Origin of the sequence: Wolbachia endosymbiont of Ctenocephalides felis wCfeJ (genome assembly GCF_012277315.1) — a bacterium.
Lineage (GTDB): Bacteria > Pseudomonadota > Alphaproteobacteria > Rickettsiales > Anaplasmataceae > Wolbachia.
This window is the reverse complement of the sequence record NZ_CP051157.1, coordinates 639,027-656,063: the sequence shown is the minus strand read 5'-3', so window position 1 is coordinate 656,063 and position 17,037 is coordinate 639,027. Positions and strand designations below refer to the sequence as shown.

General features: G+C 35.2%; 17 protein-coding genes. 8 read left to right on the top strand and 9 right to left on the bottom strand.

From position 1 onward, the window contains the following. Positions 1-479 precede the first annotated feature (479 nt). Complete coding sequence (locus HF196_RS03190; RefSeq protein WP_168455783.1) at positions 480-659, top strand: hypothetical protein; 180 nt, start codon at positions 480-482, stop codon at positions 657-659. A 112-nt stretch (positions 660-771) separates the two neighbouring features. Here HF196_RS03190 and radA read toward each other — a convergent pair whose 3' ends face one another. Next, on the bottom strand, positions 772-2,121 hold the full coding sequence (gene radA / locus HF196_RS03185; protein WP_168455782.1) for a DNA repair protein RadA: 1,350 nt from the start codon (positions 2,119-2,121) through the stop codon (positions 772-774). A 219-nt stretch (positions 2,122-2,340) separates the two neighbouring features. Here radA and rpsP point away from each other — a divergent pair, with 219 nt between their 5' ends. The 4 genes from rpsP (at position 2,341) to trpS (ending at position 5,286) form a co-directional block, all read left to right on the top strand. Then, the gene (gene rpsP / locus HF196_RS03180) at positions 2,341-2,667 is read left to right on the top strand and encodes a 30S ribosomal protein S16 (protein WP_168455781.1); all 327 of its coding nucleotides are present in this window, start codon (positions 2,341-2,343) and stop codon (positions 2,665-2,667) included. Positions 2,668-2,676: 9 nt separating this feature from the next. After that, positions 2,677-3,654, top strand: coding sequence for a polyprenyl synthetase family protein (locus HF196_RS03175; RefSeq protein ID WP_168455780.1), 978 nt, complete (start codon positions 2,677-2,679; stop codon positions 3,652-3,654). A gap of 61 nt (positions 3,655-3,715) precedes the next feature. Beyond that, positions 3,716-4,288 carry a nucleotide exchange factor GrpE gene (locus tag HF196_RS03170; RefSeq protein WP_168455779.1) on the top strand — a complete coding sequence of 191 codons (573 nt, stop codon included), beginning with the start codon at positions 3,716-3,718 and terminating at the stop codon, positions 4,286-4,288. Then, entirely contained in the window at positions 4,288-5,286 is a 999-nt protein-coding gene (gene trpS, locus HF196_RS03165) for a tryptophan--tRNA ligase (RefSeq protein WP_168455778.1), read from the top strand. Before HF196_RS03170 ends, trpS begins: the two co-directional genes overlap by 1 nt. A gap of 7 nt (positions 5,287-5,293) precedes the next feature. Here trpS and HF196_RS03160 read toward each other — a convergent pair whose 3' ends face one another. Continuing rightward, a complete protein-coding gene (locus HF196_RS03160; protein ID WP_168455777.1) occupies positions 5,294-6,505 on the bottom strand; it encodes a hypothetical protein in 1,212 nt (403 codons plus the stop codon). Between the two features lie 189 nt (positions 6,506-6,694). Here HF196_RS03160 and recR point away from each other — a divergent pair, with 189 nt between their 5' ends. Together recR and HF196_RS03150 are read left to right on the top strand one after the other, a co-directional pair. Further along, complete coding sequence (gene recR, locus HF196_RS03155) at positions 6,695-7,294, top strand: recombination mediator RecR (protein ID WP_168455776.1); 600 nt, start codon at positions 6,695-6,697, stop codon at positions 7,292-7,294. Between the two features lie 8 nt (positions 7,295-7,302). Next, the gene (locus HF196_RS03150; protein ID WP_168455775.1) at positions 7,303-8,529 is read left to right on the top strand and encodes a P-loop NTPase fold protein; all 1,227 of its coding nucleotides are present in this window, start codon (positions 7,303-7,305) and stop codon (positions 8,527-8,529) included. A gap of 45 nt (positions 8,530-8,574) precedes the next feature. Here HF196_RS03150 and HF196_RS03145 read toward each other — a convergent pair whose 3' ends face one another. The 3 genes from HF196_RS03145 to HF196_RS03140 form a co-directional block, all read right to left on the bottom strand. After that, positions 8,575-9,120 (bottom strand): hypothetical protein, encoded by a 546-nt coding sequence (locus tag HF196_RS03145; protein WP_246198523.1) that lies wholly within the window; start codon positions 9,118-9,120, stop codon positions 8,575-8,577. Between the two features lie 110 nt (positions 9,121-9,230). Further along, positions 9,231-9,368 carry a hypothetical protein gene (locus tag HF196_RS05905; RefSeq protein WP_246198522.1) on the bottom strand — a complete coding sequence of 46 codons (138 nt, stop codon included), beginning with the start codon at positions 9,366-9,368 and terminating at the stop codon, positions 9,231-9,233. Between the two features lie 83 nt (positions 9,369-9,451). After that, complete coding sequence (locus tag HF196_RS03140) at positions 9,452-10,750, bottom strand: pyruvate dehydrogenase complex dihydrolipoamide acetyltransferase (RefSeq protein WP_168455774.1); 1,299 nt, start codon at positions 10,748-10,750, stop codon at positions 9,452-9,454. Positions 10,751-10,847: 97 nt separating this feature from the next. Between HF196_RS03140 and HF196_RS03135 the strand changes: the two genes are divergently transcribed. After that, entirely contained in the window at positions 10,848-11,318 is a 471-nt protein-coding gene (locus tag HF196_RS03135) for an SH3 domain-containing protein (RefSeq protein ID WP_168455773.1), read from the top strand. On the opposite strand, the gene HF196_RS05900 is transcribed toward HF196_RS03135, so the two are convergent. From HF196_RS05900 to HF196_RS03120, 4 genes are all read right to left on the bottom strand, one after another. Beyond that, positions 11,315-11,536 (bottom strand): hypothetical protein, encoded by a 222-nt coding sequence (locus HF196_RS05900; protein WP_246198520.1) that lies wholly within the window; start codon positions 11,534-11,536, stop codon positions 11,315-11,317. The genes HF196_RS03135 and HF196_RS05900 overlap by 4 nt on opposite strands. Before the next feature lie 37 nt (positions 11,537-11,573). Beyond that, positions 11,574-11,822: a WBM0748 family T4SS-associated protein gene (locus HF196_RS05895; RefSeq protein ID WP_246198518.1), complete on the bottom strand. Its 249-nt coding sequence runs from the start codon at positions 11,820-11,822 to the stop codon at positions 11,574-11,576. A 155-nt stretch (positions 11,823-11,977) separates the two neighbouring features. Then, the gene (locus HF196_RS03125; protein WP_168455772.1) at positions 11,978-14,695 is read right to left on the bottom strand and encodes a hypothetical protein; all 2,718 of its coding nucleotides are present in this window, start codon (positions 14,693-14,695) and stop codon (positions 11,978-11,980) included. Beyond that, positions 14,676-17,030, bottom strand: coding sequence for a VirB4 family type IV secretion/conjugal transfer ATPase (locus HF196_RS03120; RefSeq protein ID WP_168455771.1), 2,355 nt, complete (start codon positions 17,028-17,030; stop codon positions 14,676-14,678). The genes HF196_RS03125 and HF196_RS03120 overlap by 20 nt, the downstream gene beginning before the upstream one ends. Between the last annotated feature and the right edge of the window lie 7 nt (positions 17,031-17,037).

Here is a 17,037-nt window from a genome sequence, read left to right as displayed (position 1 = left end):
TTCTTAACGTTTAAGTCAAGGTTAGTTGTAGTTTAAAAGCAGCTAAATTGCAGCGTTTAAGGCTAAAAAGATGCCAATGTTTTTGAGCAGATATTGACCAGGGTTTCTTTTGCCTTTTTTTCGCTTGGTAAATTTCTTAACGTTTAAAATTAGATCAGTTGCGGTTTAAAAGCAGCGAGATTAGACGTTTAGAATAAAAAAACGCCAGTTTATAAAGTTAATATAAATAATTAGCCGCCAACGGGGCTTTTTTTGCCTTTTTCTCTCATTTAGTAAATTTCTTAAACTCTGTCATTCCAGCGCTTGACACTGGAATCCAGTCTTATTTTCACTTTTACGCAAAATCGAAAATAAGAGGTTTCTTATTTTCATCAAATGGTGTCATTCCAGCGCGTGACGCTGGAATCCAGCCTTATTTTCACTTTTACGCAAAATCGAAAATAAGAGATTTCTTATTTTCATCAAATGGTGTCATTCCAGTGCGTGACGCTGGAACCCAGCCTTATTTTCATTTTTACGCAAAATCGAAAATAAGAGTTCTCTTATGTTCATCCACGCAAATAGATAAGCCTTATTTTCATTTTTATACAGAATCGAAAATAAGAGGTTTCTTATTTTCATCAAATGGTGTCATTCCAGCGCGTGACGCTGGAATCTAGTGAAAAAAAGAGTGGTCCCAGTATCAAGTACTGGGATGACAAGAAGAGGAGCTACTCGGATGATATCATTAGACTACTTGTTTTTGTCAGACAATGTTCATACAAGTACTATTTAACTGTAATTGAAGATATCTCTTAGCTCTTTTATGTGACCAAGCTTAATTATTTCGATATCGTGAGAAGAGTAATTGCCATTTTTAGGCATAATCGCTTTTTTAAACCCCAGTTTTTGTGCTTCTTTGAGCCTCAGATCAGCATGTGAGATGTTTCTAATCTCGCCTGAAAGTGCAACTTCGCCACAGATTATTGAGGAAGTTGGTAGCGGCAAACTCACTATGCTTGAAAAAAGGGAAGCAGCAACAGCAAGATCAGCCGATGGTTCCTGTATTTTAAATCCTCCTGCAATATTTAGATACACTTCTTTTTTGTGTAAAGACATTTCGCAACGGGCATTCAGTACTGCAATGATCATAGCCAATCTATTAATATCCCATCCAACTACTGCTCTCCTTGGATTCTCCATATTCGTTCCTGCTATCAACGCTTGAACTTCCATCAAAATCGGTCTTGAACCTTCAATTCCTGCAAATACAGCACTGCCAACAACTTTTTTATCATCAATATTTCCTGCTAGAAATAACGCTGATGGATTATCGATAGGAATAAGTCCTGCTTCAGACATTTCAAAAATACCAATTTCATTTGCAGGGCCAAATCTATTTTTAATAGCACGCAAAATGCGATATTGATTGCTATTTTCGCCCTCAAAATATAGAACTGTATCTACCATATGTTCTAAAGTTTTAGGCCCTGCTATTTGTCCATCCTTGGTTATATGGCCAACTATTAAGAGAGAAATGCCATACTGTTTTGCAAGAACGGTCATCTCATGAGCACAAGTGCGAACCTGGGTTACAGTTCCCGGTGCCGATGTAATTTTGCTATCATATATCGTTTGTATGGAGTCAATAATTAAGAATTTTATATTTCTATTTTCTTTTATCGTTGTAACTACATCAGCTAAAGATACTGTAGATAGAAGCTTAATTTTAGGTTCATCGATCTTAAGACGTTTCGCTCTGAGGCTAACCTGTTCTAAGGATTCCTCACCGGAGACATAGAGACATTCAATAGAAGAAAGTTGTGTAACATTAGCTGCAATCCTAAGTAGAAGGGTGGATTTCCCAATTCCAGGTTCGCCGCCAATCAAAATGCTTGCACCTTGAACGATACCTCCACCAAAAACTCTATCTAATTCCTCTACTCCTGTTAAGAGACGATTTGGGGTAATAATTTCACTATTTGATAACGCCTTTATTGAAATTGGTGCAGATGTACTTCTTGTTTCCGTTTTCACCACTGTTTCTTCAACAACTGTATCCCAGTTGTCACACGCTACGCACCTTCCTACCCACCGGCCAGTGCTATGACCGCAAGATTGACATACATACACAGTTCTCATAAGAGCTAAAATTACTTTTCATGATTGTAATAAGGATTAGCCAAATAGGCGAGGCAATTTTAAACACCAAGCCTTACAAATCTTATAGTATTAAGATAGTTTTCATAGGTTATGCACTGTAGGTACCCTGTATATTATAAGGCGCGAAAGTTGTATAATTTATTTGACTTAAACTGCTTATTGTATAAAATTGTAAATAACGTATGAATAAAGGTTAACATGGCAGTTAAAATAAGGTTAGCAAGGTTTGGTGCAAAGAAACGCCCTTTTTATAGAATAGTTGTAGCTGATTCACGGGCACCAAGAGATGGACGTTTTATTGAAAGAATAGGACAGTACAATCCAATGCTACCAAAAGATGATAAAAATCGTGTCGTTATAAAGACTGATAGGTTAAACTATTGGTTAGGCGTAGGTGCACAAGCAACCGAAAGAGTGCTATGGTTTATCAAAAAAGGCATGGAAACAAAACCAAAGAAAACTCAAGAAAAGAAAGTAGAAACCAAGAAGGTAGAGACAAAAAAAGTAAAAGAACAAGAGGCATAAGTCTCTTTAATGCTGTTAGCAAATAAGGATATATTAGACAATATCGTATCTTCTGACTTATCAGCTATGGAGGGTTTTATCTTCAGTAGTATTGGTGGTGAAGGTATTGAGCTTGCTGCTAATGTTATATCTCATCTTGTTAAGTCAGGTGGAAAAAAGATAAGACCTAAGCTTGTCTTTATCATATGTAAAATGCTAAACTATTCTGGAGAAGATAGAATCAGAGTTGCTGCATCAGTAGAATTTATACACAATGCCACTTTACTTCATGATGATGTGCTCGATGAAAGTGAAGTACGCCATGGGGTTGAAACAGCAAATAAAATTTGGGGGAATAAATCGAGCATTTTAGTCGGTGATCTGTTGTTGACCTTAGCATTTAGGTGGCTCATAGAATGTAAAAATTTAAACGTTCTCTCTATTTTATCTAGAGCATCGCATTCACTCGTAAAGGGCGAAATAAAGCAGATGACAGCATGCTTTAACCCTCACACTATTCGGAAAAATTATTTCGATATCATTGGAGAAAAAACAGCATCTTTATTTTCCGCGTGTTGTGAAGCTGCATCTGCAATATCTGGTGCCACAAGTGATGAAACAGAGAAGCTAAGGAATTTTGGTTTTAACTTTGGCATGGCATTTCAAATAATTGATGATATGCTTGATTATACTGCTAATCAAAATACTTCTGGCAAGCAAGCGGGAAAAGATTTTCTTGAGGGTAAGGTAACTTTACCTGCTATTATAGCATATGAAAAAGGCAGCCCAGCAGAGCAAAAATTTTGGGAGAATTGTTTTTCTTTAGCCGAACGCGATTTTAATCAAGCATTATACTACATTAATCACCACAATGCTATTCAGCTTTCCATAGAAAAAGCAAGACACTATGCTAACGTTGCACAAGATAACATCAGTACTTTTTCTGATTCTCCTTGTAAAACTGCTTTAGTTAACTTTTTAAATACGAGCATAGAAAGACAAGCTTAGCTAGTTCTTGATATTTTCAGATTAATTGCTATATATTTATTAGATTCTTAAAGGTAATGATATGTCAGATAGTGGTAAGGAAAAAAAGATGAAGTTTACCAACATGGTAAATAAGCAAAAAAGTGAAGACCAACAAGATAGTAGCAAACACACTAATGATTTTAACGAAAATCTCAACGCGTTGAAGGAGCGCGCAGCTCAGCTTGAAGATCACTTACGCCGTGCTGTTGCAGATAACGAGAACGTCAAACGTATAATGCAAAAGCAAATCAGCAATGCGAGTGATTATGCAGTTACACAATTTGCACGTGATATGATAGACTCGTGCGACAATTTGAAAAGGGTAATAGAAAACCTGAAAGATGATGATCCTGTTCATGAAGGAATCAAAGTAGCTCACCAAAAAATTATAAATGACCTCAAAAAGTACGGAATAGAGGAAGTAGACCCAGTCGGAGAGCCTTTTGATAGTAATTTACATCAAGCTGTTGTAGAGAGAGAAGATAATGAAAAGGAAGCTGGCACCATCGTAGAGGTTTTACAAACTGGTTATACTATAAAAAGTAGGTTGCTTCGTCCTGCAATGGTTGTTATTTCCAAGAAATCTACTGATTGCGGAAACGAAGCAAAATAATGCGTAATATTGTCTTTTCAGGCATTCAACCAAGTGGCATACTGCACTTAGGCAATTATCTTGGTGCAATTAAGCAGTGGGTAGATTTACAGGATAAATATAAATCCCTTTTTTGTATTGTTGACTTGCATGCAATCACAGCCAATAAGCTTCCTGCCAGTGAATTAAAAAGTAATATTCTTAAAACAGCGGCAGCTTACATTGCGTGCGGAATAGATCCAGAAAAGTCCATTATTTTTAGTCAATCCACAGTCAACGGTCATGCAGAACTCGGTTGGCTACTTGGGTGCTATACACCGGTTGGTTGGCTCAACCGCATGACTCAATTCAAAGATAAAGCTGGTAGTGATAAACAAAAAGCCTCTTTAGGGTTATATAGTTACCCAGTGCTTATGGCTGCAGATATACTGCTATATAAAACTAAGTACGTTCCTGTTGGTGATGATCAAAAGCAGCATTTGGAGCTTGCGCGCGATGTTGCACTTACTTTCAACAATCACTACAAACTAGATCATTTCGTTGTGCCTGAAATCCTAGTTTTGGACCACGCATCAAGAATAATGAGCTTAAGAGATGGCACCAGCAAAATGAGTAAATCTGACTCTTCAGAATACTCATGCATTAATCTTGACGACACAGATGATTTAATCGTTAAAAAAATAGGGAAAGCAAAAACAGACTCAATGCTAGGCTTTGACTTTGCTACTTTAAAGCGCCGCCCGGAAGTAAGTAACTTGATAAATATTTATTCAGTGTTAAGTGGTTTGGACATAGACAAAGTATGCGAAGAGATGAACAAGCACGATATGAAGCACTTTAAAAAAGAGTTGGCTGATTTAATCATCAGTGTTATATCACCTATACGTGAGAAAATGAGAGACCTCTTAAAGGATCAATTCTATTTACATGAAATATTAAAGAAAGGTACAGAAAAAGCAGCAGAGATTGCAAACCATAACATAAAAGAAATCAAGGATGTTATAGGGTTTATCCAATAAGTTACAGCTATTTCTTTCCATGACTTTCAAATCGTGCAGCTATTTCTTTTACGCTAACATGCATGATAAGAGGCTGTTTACTAGCTGAAGGCTTGGGATCAGACTTTGCTGTTATTGGGTGCATTTCAGATCTTTCATTTCCCACCGGAAATGAGTGAGATTGGGAAGCAGCTTTGGGTGATGGTGTAGGATCTTTCTTCACACCGATATCTGCTTGTGCAGCAGGAGTGACTTTGCTCTCATTGGGAGTTACTCCTACTATCCTTGGTTTCATGCTCACTTGTTGATCAGCAAGGCCTAGATTTTTAGGCTTTGGAGGTATTGTAGGTTTATCTTTCTTAGTTTTTTGTCCAAGATCAGTAGCTTTTTTTGATATTGGTGGTACTACTGGCAGTTTTGGTGGTATTGTAGGTTTAGATTGTTGCTGCTGTTTATTTGCTCTTTTTGCTTCTATATGTTCCTTAGGAGCTGTTGCGTAAATTAACTCTTTTTCTTGGTAATTAGATATTTTTTTATCAGATTCTTCATCTGATAAACTTCCATATCCTGAATCATCAAAAAGTATAACCTCTGGTTTTGATTTAAAGCGCACCTTTTTCTTCTCAGTAGTAGCAACCTTTTTCTGAGGCTCAGGTTTAAGCTCATTCGGAGGTGGTGGAGGTGCCATTGTTGGTCGTTTTATTTTCTTCATACGGTTACTAGCAGCTTCTTTTTTTAGCTGCTCTTCCTTCCTTTGCTTTGACGTTGTTACGCTCTCCAAGTTCACTGCATGTAGTTTATGTTCTTCTTTCTCACTCCGCCTTAAATCTAAAATTTCTTTCAAAGTATCGAGTCTTTCTTTTAAGAAGTTAATTTTTCTCAAAATATTTGTATATTCAGCTGCTTTTTCTAAAGGGGGATTCGGCAATTTATCTTTAGCAAAGTTCCTTATGTTGTCGTTCTTAACCGGAGCATCTTTTCCTAGCCATATCTCCTTTAGTGCTCCAAAAAGGCCTAATGGCTTTTTATCCACCGGTTCTACATAATTATTTAAGTCAGTATATATAACAAACTTAGCTATATCTTCTGCCTTATTTGTAAAATTTTTCAGAGCTTGAGATAAATCTCTTACCGTTTCATTGTATTGTTTATCAATTTTTTTTGTATCTTTCAGCTTTATAACTTGTATCAAAAAGTTGAGATTCTTGTTGTAATTGCTACTCTTAAATGAATCAGCCATATTAATTATTACTCTATATTTATTAAAATATAGACCTAAAAAGTTAAAGTCTAGTAAATGTTATCTATAAATCCTCATAGAGTGAAAAATTTTTTCTATGGCTAACCAAAATTAGGTGAAGAAAAATTTACCGCTTTCTTTACCAAGGGTTTGATGTTACTATTTTATAGCCTATTCTAGATTTGTAGAATGAATGTTAACATAAAAAATTTAGTTCATGCTTTTTCTAAATTACCAAGCTTAGGGCCATCATCATCGCGCAGGTTAGTTATATATTTACTACAAAATAGAGAAAAGGTTATGTTGCCACTTGCATCTTTAATTAAGGAGCTAGCAGACCTTATAGTAAAGTGTGAGATCTGCGGAAATCTAGATAATAAGTCACCTTGTTCCATTTGTAATGATCCAAAGCGTGACAATAAGTTAATGTGTGTAGTAGAAGAATTAGGCGATCTGTGGGCGTTTGAAAAGGGAAGTATATATTCTGGTATGTACCATGTTTTGGGTGGTAGATTGTCTGCAATAAACGGCGTAGGACCAAAAGAACTTAACCTTGATACTATCCCTAAAAGAGTTGCAGAGTATAAAATTGAAGAGATCATTATCGCAATTAATCCAACATTAGAGGGTCAAGTTACTGTACAGTATATAATCGAATTGCTAAAAAACTTAGATGTGAAAATATCACGCCTCGCTTGCGGCATACCAATGGGTGGAGAAATTGACTACCTAGATGAAGGAACGCTAAAAGCAGCTCTCACTTCAAGACAAGAATATCAGTTGGATTAAGATAAGGTATGTGTTTAAAAAAATTTATATCATCAATAACCTTCAGAAAAAAAGAAATAGCACCACCACTTGAGGCAGTATGGAAAAATGACTTCCTAAGCTATGGGCAATTTTCAAACAAATTTAACACCATAATTAAAACAATCGATCAGTCCTTTACAATGATATCTTTAGAAGGATATAGCGGGTGGGGCAAGACTTTTTTCTTGAAAGAGTGGGTAAAAGAGTTAAAGCAGCAGAATGAAATAGCAGCTTATTATAGTGCATGGGATATCAATGCGCTAGACCAACCACTGCCTTCTTTTTTAAATTTCTTATTTGAGGATTTATTTGCATCATATGAAGTAAAAAGAGGCGTTATACAACAGTTCAAGAACATAAATCAGGAGCTATTTTCTTTAAACACACTGGGAAAGTTAATTAGTAAATCCCCGCTTGCTATGCTTTCTGTATTGCTCGAAGCCACAAAAGAGGCCGATAAAAAGGACATTGGCGCTGTGCTGAGGGAGTTAAACATTCTTCAGAGAAGAGAAGAAAACATTAAAGACTTTAGAACTCAATTAGTAAAAGTAATTAATAGAATTAGAAAAGACAAAAACATCTACATAATGGTGGATAACCTTGATATATGCCGTCCTAAATTCATTGTCGATTTTTTGGAATCTATAAAATACATGCTTGATATAGAGGGGCTCGTCTTTATCATTTCTGTCAGTAGAGATAAGAGTAATGTATATAAAGCTATTAGCACAATACTTGGATCAAATTTTGACTTAAAGTCTTTTACTGATCTCTCCTTATATTTACCAAAACAACCAATAGAGAAATTTACACAAGAACTATTTAAAAACATAAAATTACCGGAAAAATCAAAAAACCTGATCATAAACAGTTTTATATTTTATGTAGGAAGTCTTTCACTATCGTTAGAAACAATAAAATACTGTGTGAAAAAAATAAAATTATGCCTTTTAGGTTACACAAAGAAAGAATTAGCTGCTCCGAATTTGTTTTCATTTTTGATAATACTACGATCGGTAGATATTGATACATATGAGGAACTATGTTCTTCATATCAGAAGGGACTAGAGAAAATTGAAAGTGAATATAAGCCTGCGATTTTGAATCACATAAATGGTCAAGAAGAATGGAAAAAACTTAAAGCCTACCTAGACACTACTTTTGCAGAGAAGGAGCCAAAAGTCAATAAAACTATAAGGAATATAATATTTTGAAAAGGTATCCTACCTTTATACATGCAGAGATAGGATAACATTTGACTAACGCCCTTTTATTGTTTTTGTGCCTTGTTCAAACTTTCTAATTAATTCGCTTACGCTAACGTTAGATAATTTTTTGTCTGCAGGCTTGTCATCATGCGTAACATCAGGTTTACGAAGATCTTTTTCACTATTGCTCCGAGTAATATTACATCTGACAATGTTTGAATTATTAGACTTATCGCTTATATCTGAAATATTGCTTTTCTCACTACATGAAGATGCACTACTTGACATATTGTCTAAGCCAAAACGTTTTTTACCTTGATAGATTGGGTTCCAGTCAAGTGGGTTATAAGTTTTTTTGCTAGCCTCAACCTTGTGGTTATCCTGCTGCTTATTAGCATTTTCTGTCATTTTCTCTTTTATTACTCTATCATGACCAGAAGTACTGCTACTCACATCACTGTACAAAGATATACCACTATCCACTGAATCATGGTGTTGTTTGTCAAAAGTGCTAGCGTTATCTTCCATAAGTTTTCGCATTATTGGGCTAAATGTTCCTCTCAGATTGCCACTTACTGTTTGATTACTAGCATTCATTTGAAAATTAGGTACATTTTGCTCAAAAATTGCTCTTATTCTAGCAACTTTGGCTTGACGAGGTTTTGGAGGAACAGGTGGAGCAACTTTTTTAAGCTTTACTGTTTTTTCTACCTCATATTCTGTGACGATAGCTTGGTTTCGGGTGCCCTTGGTGGTACTGGTGGAGCAACCATCCCTTTTGAGTTAACTTTTCCCTTATTTTTAGAAAAGTTCTCTGAGTGATTTTGTTTTATTGTAGTAGTCATTTTTTTACCTCTAAACCTATTACTAATACAATTGTAAACTTAGAAGTATTAATTTTATGGTAACAGTGCTGACATGAAAAGATCTATACAGACTCAAGGAGCATTGCCAGAGGATTCTCTATGTAATTTTTGAAGGTATTTAAAAATCTTGCTCCCAACGCTCCATCAACTGTTCTATGGTCAACAGAAAGCGTTACTGTCATTACCTCCGTAATCTCTATTTTTTCATTTACAACGAGCGGTTGCTTCTTAGATGCACCAACAGCCATAATACAAGATTGCGGTGGATTGATTATAGCGCTGAAAGCTTTTATACCAAACATTCCTAAGTTGGAGATAGTAAATCCTCCTCCTTGAAATTCTTCAGGTCTTAATTTCCCAGATCTTGCTCTGCTTACTAAATCTTTTACTTCTTTTGATATAGATAAAATACCTTTTTTATCAGCATTCTTCACTATAGGAGTAATCAGACCATCTTCAAGTGCTACAGCGATTGAAATATCTATATTCACATATTCTAGTATTTTATTGTCTATCCACGAAGAATTCACATTAGGAAATTTTTTCATGCTAAAAGCTACAGCTTTTATTACTAGGTCATTAATTGTTACTTTATTGTTTTCATCTGCTGCGTTAATCTCATTTTTGAGTGCTATTAACTTATCAACTTGGCAATCTACAGTTAAATAAAAATGTGGAATATTCTGCTTGGATTCAACCAGACGCTGCGCTATTACTCGGCGCATATTACTTACTTCAATTACAGTGTCCTCACCAGATCTCTCACGATTTTCAGTTTGTATATCACTATTCAAGTATTCTAATACGTCAGCTTTAATGATACGACCATACGGACCTGTGCCTTTCAGTTGTTTTATGTTAACACCTTCATTTTGAGCTAATTTCTTAGCTAATGGGCTGATTTTTACTCTACTTCCTGCTGTCTTGGTATCTTCTTCTTTTCTGGATCCCAGTGTCAAGCACTGGGATGACACTAAAGGGTTAGATGATACTGAGGAGTCACATGGCACTGGAGAATTGGATGACGTTGAAGAGTGTGCTTCAACTTCTTTTTTAGCTTCAACATTGGTAGTAAAAGTTGAAACATAGTTATCAAGGACACCTCCATCTTCTCCTTCTTCCAGCATCAGGGCTATCAGCTGATTTACAGGCACGCCGCTTGTCCCTTCTGACACTAAAATTTTTGCCAAAATTCCTTCGTCTACAGATTCAAACTCCATTATAGCTTTATCAGTCTCTATTTCAGCAATTACATCGCCTACTTCGACTCTGTCTTGTTCTTTCTTATGCCACTTTACGATTTTTCCTCCAGTTTTGCTCATCGTTGGCGAAAGAGCAGGCATTAATATTTCTATAGGCATTAATTTTGCATTTAAAGAATCTATTCAATTTTTAATTTACTCTTTATCCTATGTCAATCTAATCGTGAATTAAATGAAGAAGTCTTCTACACCTTTCATGTTATTCCAGTATGTGACATTCGAATCTTGGTTGAGAAATAAATCCATTATTATCCTATTGTTTTTATTGTTTAGCCCTGGCTTGTTTGCTAGTAACTTTGTTTCGATCAAATCGGAGAGGGCCAACATGAGAACGGGACCAGGGTTTCACTATCCTATAAAGTGGATATACACCTGCAGAAATCTGCCGCTCAAAGTTACAGAAGAGTTCGAAAATTGGAAAAAGGTCTGTGACATAGAAGAAGACTGTGGATGGATAAAAAGTAGTCTACTCAGTGGCAAACGCTACGCGATGATAAAAGAAGACACTTATGGATATCAAAAACAAAGTACAGATAGTAAAGTTACTATGAAAATAGATAAATCTATTCTAATGAAAATAGAAAAGTGTAGTGAAAAATGGTGTCTACTATCCTCTCCTAAACGCAAAGCGTGGTTACAAAAAGAGCATATATATGGAGTTGATTAGGTTTGAAAAGGATCTTGATTAGCAGTAGTTTCCATGCCTTCTGTAGCAGGCTCTTCATGAGAAGCAGGGAGTACACTGGCTCCTTCATCCTCTTGAGAATTATTTTCCTGTACAGAGCTGTTATATTGTCCATAAAAGCTCCTTAGCATCTCCTCAGCAGATGAGTTTAAAATCTGTACAATAGACTTTTCACTTTGTTCTTTCAGCGACTGATCCATTCTAGAAATCAACTCAGAAAACTCGCTACTTTCTTTTTCAGCTTCGCTCTTTATTTTCTATGCTCGTAATATCACCTTGGTCGATTTCTTCTTTTGTTATGTTGAATGAATTTGCAATGCCTTGATACTTAACCTTGCAATCACCACTGCCAGCTATACAAAGAGCAATTGAATCGGATATTTCGCTTGCAGCATATTTGTGTATAGTGTAAGCCAAATAATTGTCATGGTTTTTAATTTGAAATTGTTGTTCTATTAACTCAGAAATTTTATTTATTAAAGACATAAATCACCCTCCTTATACTAGTTGTATTTTTGTTAAAGTACAAATCTAAACAGCAAACTTATACGTGCTTTATCTTAATTAACTATTAAAGTAAGCGACAAAAACCTGAATCTATATGCCTAACCATTTTAGATGATAGCTCCAAAATTTTTGGCCTACAATCCCGGCGATTCCTGTATGGCTTCTGATTGATCTCCTAATAATTCCTTACCAATTTCTTCTTTGATTGTGTTGATTATGCCTGGATAAAGTTTTGCTATTAGTTTGATTTCATCCTTTGTTTCCTGGATTGTGTCGGGATGGAGTTTTTCAATTAAGTTACTAATATCATTAACATCTGGATTTTCTACAAGAGTATTGATTATCGTTTTTAATTCTTTATCATCCATCTTATTGATTATTCTTTTTAATTCTTCATCATCAACCTTTGTGGGTCTAATGGTTACGTAGCCTGGAGCACCCTTACCGTAGGTTCCACTGTTTTTGTCAATACAGCCACCTGCACCCGGCTTATTGCTGCTTGAATTGCTACATTGAACCCCTTCGTGCTTGATTTCACCATTTTCTATATATGTTATTTGATTGTCTCCGGTCAACCTCAATATCTTTGATTCTATAATTTTTTCTTCTTCTAATTTTAAACCTTGATTATGAATTATTGTTTTATCTGTTGTTCCACCACCTGCAACAGTAATTGGCGGCTGACAGTCTTGCTTATTTGATTTACACATTTTGATTGTAGTTGATCCCCCATTTTTATCTGAATCAGATTGCTCTCTGTTACCACCTCCTTGTTTAACCTCAATACTGATTATAGGATAATTAGGGTCAATTTTTAGTTTAGCTTTAATGTAGTCCCCTGGCATTCCTGGTCTATTTGCTGTAGAGAAAGCTATGTTTTTTATGTGGCCTGCTTCACCACCTCCCCAGGCCTCTATTTCAACATCATCATATATGGATAAATCATCTGTATAATGATTATCATCCGAAAAGGTATAAGATTGTGACAAGTTTTTATTTGTTAACCGTGTTTTTATTACTTTTGACACTTTTTTTGCTATATCCTCTAAGTTAAGCTTACACAATTTATCAGCATAAAAAACCTCTGTTTTGTTTGCTTTAATCAGCTGATCTTTTAATTTTGTGCACTTTCGTATTTTACCTTCTTCATCCGTCAATGTTTCACCTTTCTCATTCCGACAATCTACTTCCTCATACTCTAAGTCAAACTGACTATTGTTGTTTTTATTTAAATATTGCTCCACATCTGTCAATTTATACACTACTTTCAGTCCTGTACCAGATTCAAATGCTCCTTTTACCTCATTATCTCTTTCTACACAGTAACTACATTTTCCCTTTTCCTGCCTGTTTTTATCAGGAAAGAAAACGTATCCTTGTTTATTGAATATCATATCATCCAACTCTTTTTGAGTTCTTTGTAAAGGGTCGGCTTTTTCGGTGTCCTTGCTTGGGAGATAATGGAACTGATTTGATTCCTTTGAATAAACAGAATTATATTCAATATACTTTGTTCCCATTGACTTTAGTGGTATTATCTCACTTTCTCTCTTAAGAATAGACTCTTCTGGTTCTGGCTGCCAGCCAGAAATGCAAAGCATTTTACTTTTAGGCTTTTCTTTATATTTTGCTTCTATTTCTGGTCGTCCTAGGTTGTCCAGTCTGCACTGACCTTGCTCATCGAATGCTTTACATTCCGCGGTTATGCTAGGAGCATAACCATGTTGTTCCAAAATTGAAAATGGTGGAACATGATTTAGTATTTTTTCCAATACTTTATCATTTTGGTCAATAGACGTCTTTTTTATAATTGCCGGCTTTACTACTTTCAAAGACAGAGGGCCAATACTTGTAGAATGGTTAATACTAATGTCCAGAGTACAAAGACCATTATTATAATATCTATAATTTCTACAAACTTCCTCACTCATCTTTATTTTCACCTCTAGTGTATTTTCATCTACTATCTTTACTATTTCGATCTCTGGAGCAGAGGGGGCCGGGAAACAGCGAGCAGGAAACTGTAATTTCCTTTTAGACTCTTCTCTTTCAGTACCACGGTATTCAGCACAAAGCTGATCCTTTTTTCTGTAGGTCTCAAAGTAATAAGTGGTGCCTTTACCATCTTCAATTGTGTGTGAAGCTTCTTGGAAATATAAGTCTCTTGTTAAATTGCCAATGATTACTCTAATTCTTGGATTAAAGTAATCATTCTCTTGATCTCTTATAGGGACAATTCTAACCTGTGGAGGTGACATTGCAAGTTGTTCGCAAAATGGAGGTGGACCAGGTGCAAGTGGCACAGGAGCACATTTTACTGTTGTTTGGTAGCAAGTATCGCACTCATTTATACTCACATAAGATGCCCCTGCAAACAATTTTGTTGCACTATCTGCACAAGCAATTTTTTGACTGCAAGCACATACCTTAGGAGAATTAGCAAATTTTTCTTGCTCTTCCTTAGTGACGCCCTCTGCCCATTCCCAGTTCAGACCATTTTTCATCTTGTCTCCCTCTTTTGTTCCTTCCCAATCAACAAAAACAGCTGCAGAAACTCCAGCACCACTACTTTGCGTTCCATATATTTTTTGACAAGACGTGCCGCTATGTAATTCGTAGCAATAGCTTTTTCCATCATAAGCACACACTTCAATTTTGGGATTAAAATAACCATTAACTCCCTGATCTTTGATTGCTTTCACCTTGATTTCTTTTACCCACTTTCCACCAACTATTGCTTCCCACCAAGTATTACTTTTTATGTTCCACCATGAACAATCTGCATACCCCTGATATGAAAAACTAAATACCAAGAAAAGAATCAATAAAAATTTAAGCCCTACATTTTTCATAAAACACCGGCAACCACTTATTAACTTTCTCTCCTTTTTCCTTTATCGCTTCATACATATACTTTATAGTTTCCTTATTAGCTGAAAGTACATGTATTTCTTGCATGTCTCTCAAATCTAAATTTAAGGTTACTAACCCTTTATATTGCTTTATTAGGAATAAACCTTCCTGAGTTGGAGTTTGCAAAATTGTATTCAGTTCTTCTTTTGATAGAGAAAATGCCTTCATATATAACCTATTTGCATTGACGTTTGGCATTAAAATCCTTGTATCAACATGTTTATCCAAATATTGAGTGAATTTGCTAGCAAATGCTAGGTTTAAGTTCTCAGTACTTAGAATTACTACGACATTTAATTTTGTCATTCTTTGCATCCAGTTATCAAACTCTTCCTCTGTAGAAAAAATACTACTTATCTCCCATGCTTCATCCAAAACAAGTATTGCAGGCGAGCCATCACATTTTGCTTCAAAAGAGTACAAAAAATAGTAAAGTATCACGGACATACATTCCTTTCGTTTTGTGAGGTTTGCAGTGTTAAGAGATATAATTTTTGTTTCCCAATCAATATCCGATTCATCACTGTCTTGAAATAAGTAAGCAAACTCACCGTCATCACACCATCTACTGATTTTTCCCCCAAGAAGCAAGAGCACCTCGGAAATTTGCGAAATAGAGCGCGATTCTCTTGGTATGGTAAATATAGAATCTACAATCTTTTTTATCTTTTCTTCCACATCCACTAAACTCACATCGTCTACCATTCTTTTAATCAGTTCTACCAGCATATTGCGACTGGAAGCACTGTCTTCAATGTTTAGTGGGTTAAACTTTAGACTTTTATCTTTATATTTTGGATCAATTATGTAATATTCACCACTTACTGCTTTGGTAAATATTATTGATTTTCCGGTATTATCCAGTATAACAATCCTAGGATTAAACTTTCTTGACTCTGATAACAAAAAGTTAATCAGCGAAGTTCTGCCTGAATTTGGAGCTCCAAGTATCGTGGTATGACCATTATTTTTCTTTCCATGAAAGTTAAAAAAATAAGGACTGCCTTTTTTTGAAAAAAAGACTGTTACTGCTTCTTTCCACCTCCCTCCTTTTAATGTACCTGATGTAAAGTCATGTAACATAGCAAAGCTGCAAGCATATTTTGCTAATATATTTTTCGGTTGTGTAACAAAAGCAAAGTTACCAGGAAGTTGTGCCCAAAAATGATTTTCCATATGAAGGTCAGTTCTGAACATCATTAAACCAATTAACGACATTGTAGAGGATAGATCGCTAATACTTTTTGCTAATTTTGTTCTGTCATCAGCAAAAATCGTAATAATAATTTTCTGTTGACAAAAATCAATAGCAGAAGTGTTTTCAAGTTCCATTATTTCTTTTATTCCTGAACTTCGAAACAAGTTACTATCCTCACTGATTTGCAGCATATTAATTTGGTTTTTGAATTCTTTGACTGCTTTGTTATTACTAGTAAATATTATTATTTCCGTAATGATAAGTTCAGAGTCAAGTTGTAAACATCTGTCTATATTTTCTAAAGGAATTTCCCGATATTCCTTTATGCAAAAAATGGAACCAAATTTTTGTTGGTTTTCAAATGTTGTTTGGAATGTATTAAAACCAAAAGCTACCTTTAAATCTTTAACATGTTGCGATAAATCCATTTCGCGTATTGGATAATCTTTGCGTGTTAACGTAACGATATAATGAAGAAATTCCGTCATTTCAGAATACACTTCACCCTCACTAAATCTAAGACCCAACTTCTTGGCTCCGCAAGGTTCTAAATCACTTTGAATTAAGTCCGTCACCTTTTTTAATTCCTGATGATTTTCTTGTAAAAACAGCTTATACTCATTCTCTATTCTACTAAGAAAAAATGAATTATTACTGTGCTTACCAAAATCGCTAAACACCACTACAATATATAACTCATTTATATACTGTAATTTACTGTCAGTAAGTTTATTAAGCCGAGTTGAATGAAGCTCATCAGAAAAGTCCCCAGTTTTATTCCATTTTAAGGTTAATTTATTACGCTTTCGGACGGTATGGATCCAAACAGTAAAATATAGGCTATTAATATTTTTTGATATGCTTTTTCTAATTTCAGTTCTAAGATCGCTATAGTTATCAGCAGAGGAATAATCTTCTAACTTGATTATTTTTAATAATTCTCCCTGTTTTGTCAGTATAGTCTCTTCATCGTAATGGCAGGCGTAAGGAATAAAATCTAAATCGATACTTTCTAGCAATGCTAGGTTATCTCTTTTTCCAAGCTTAGAGCTAATTGCTGTTATTTTTGGCTGCATACAACAT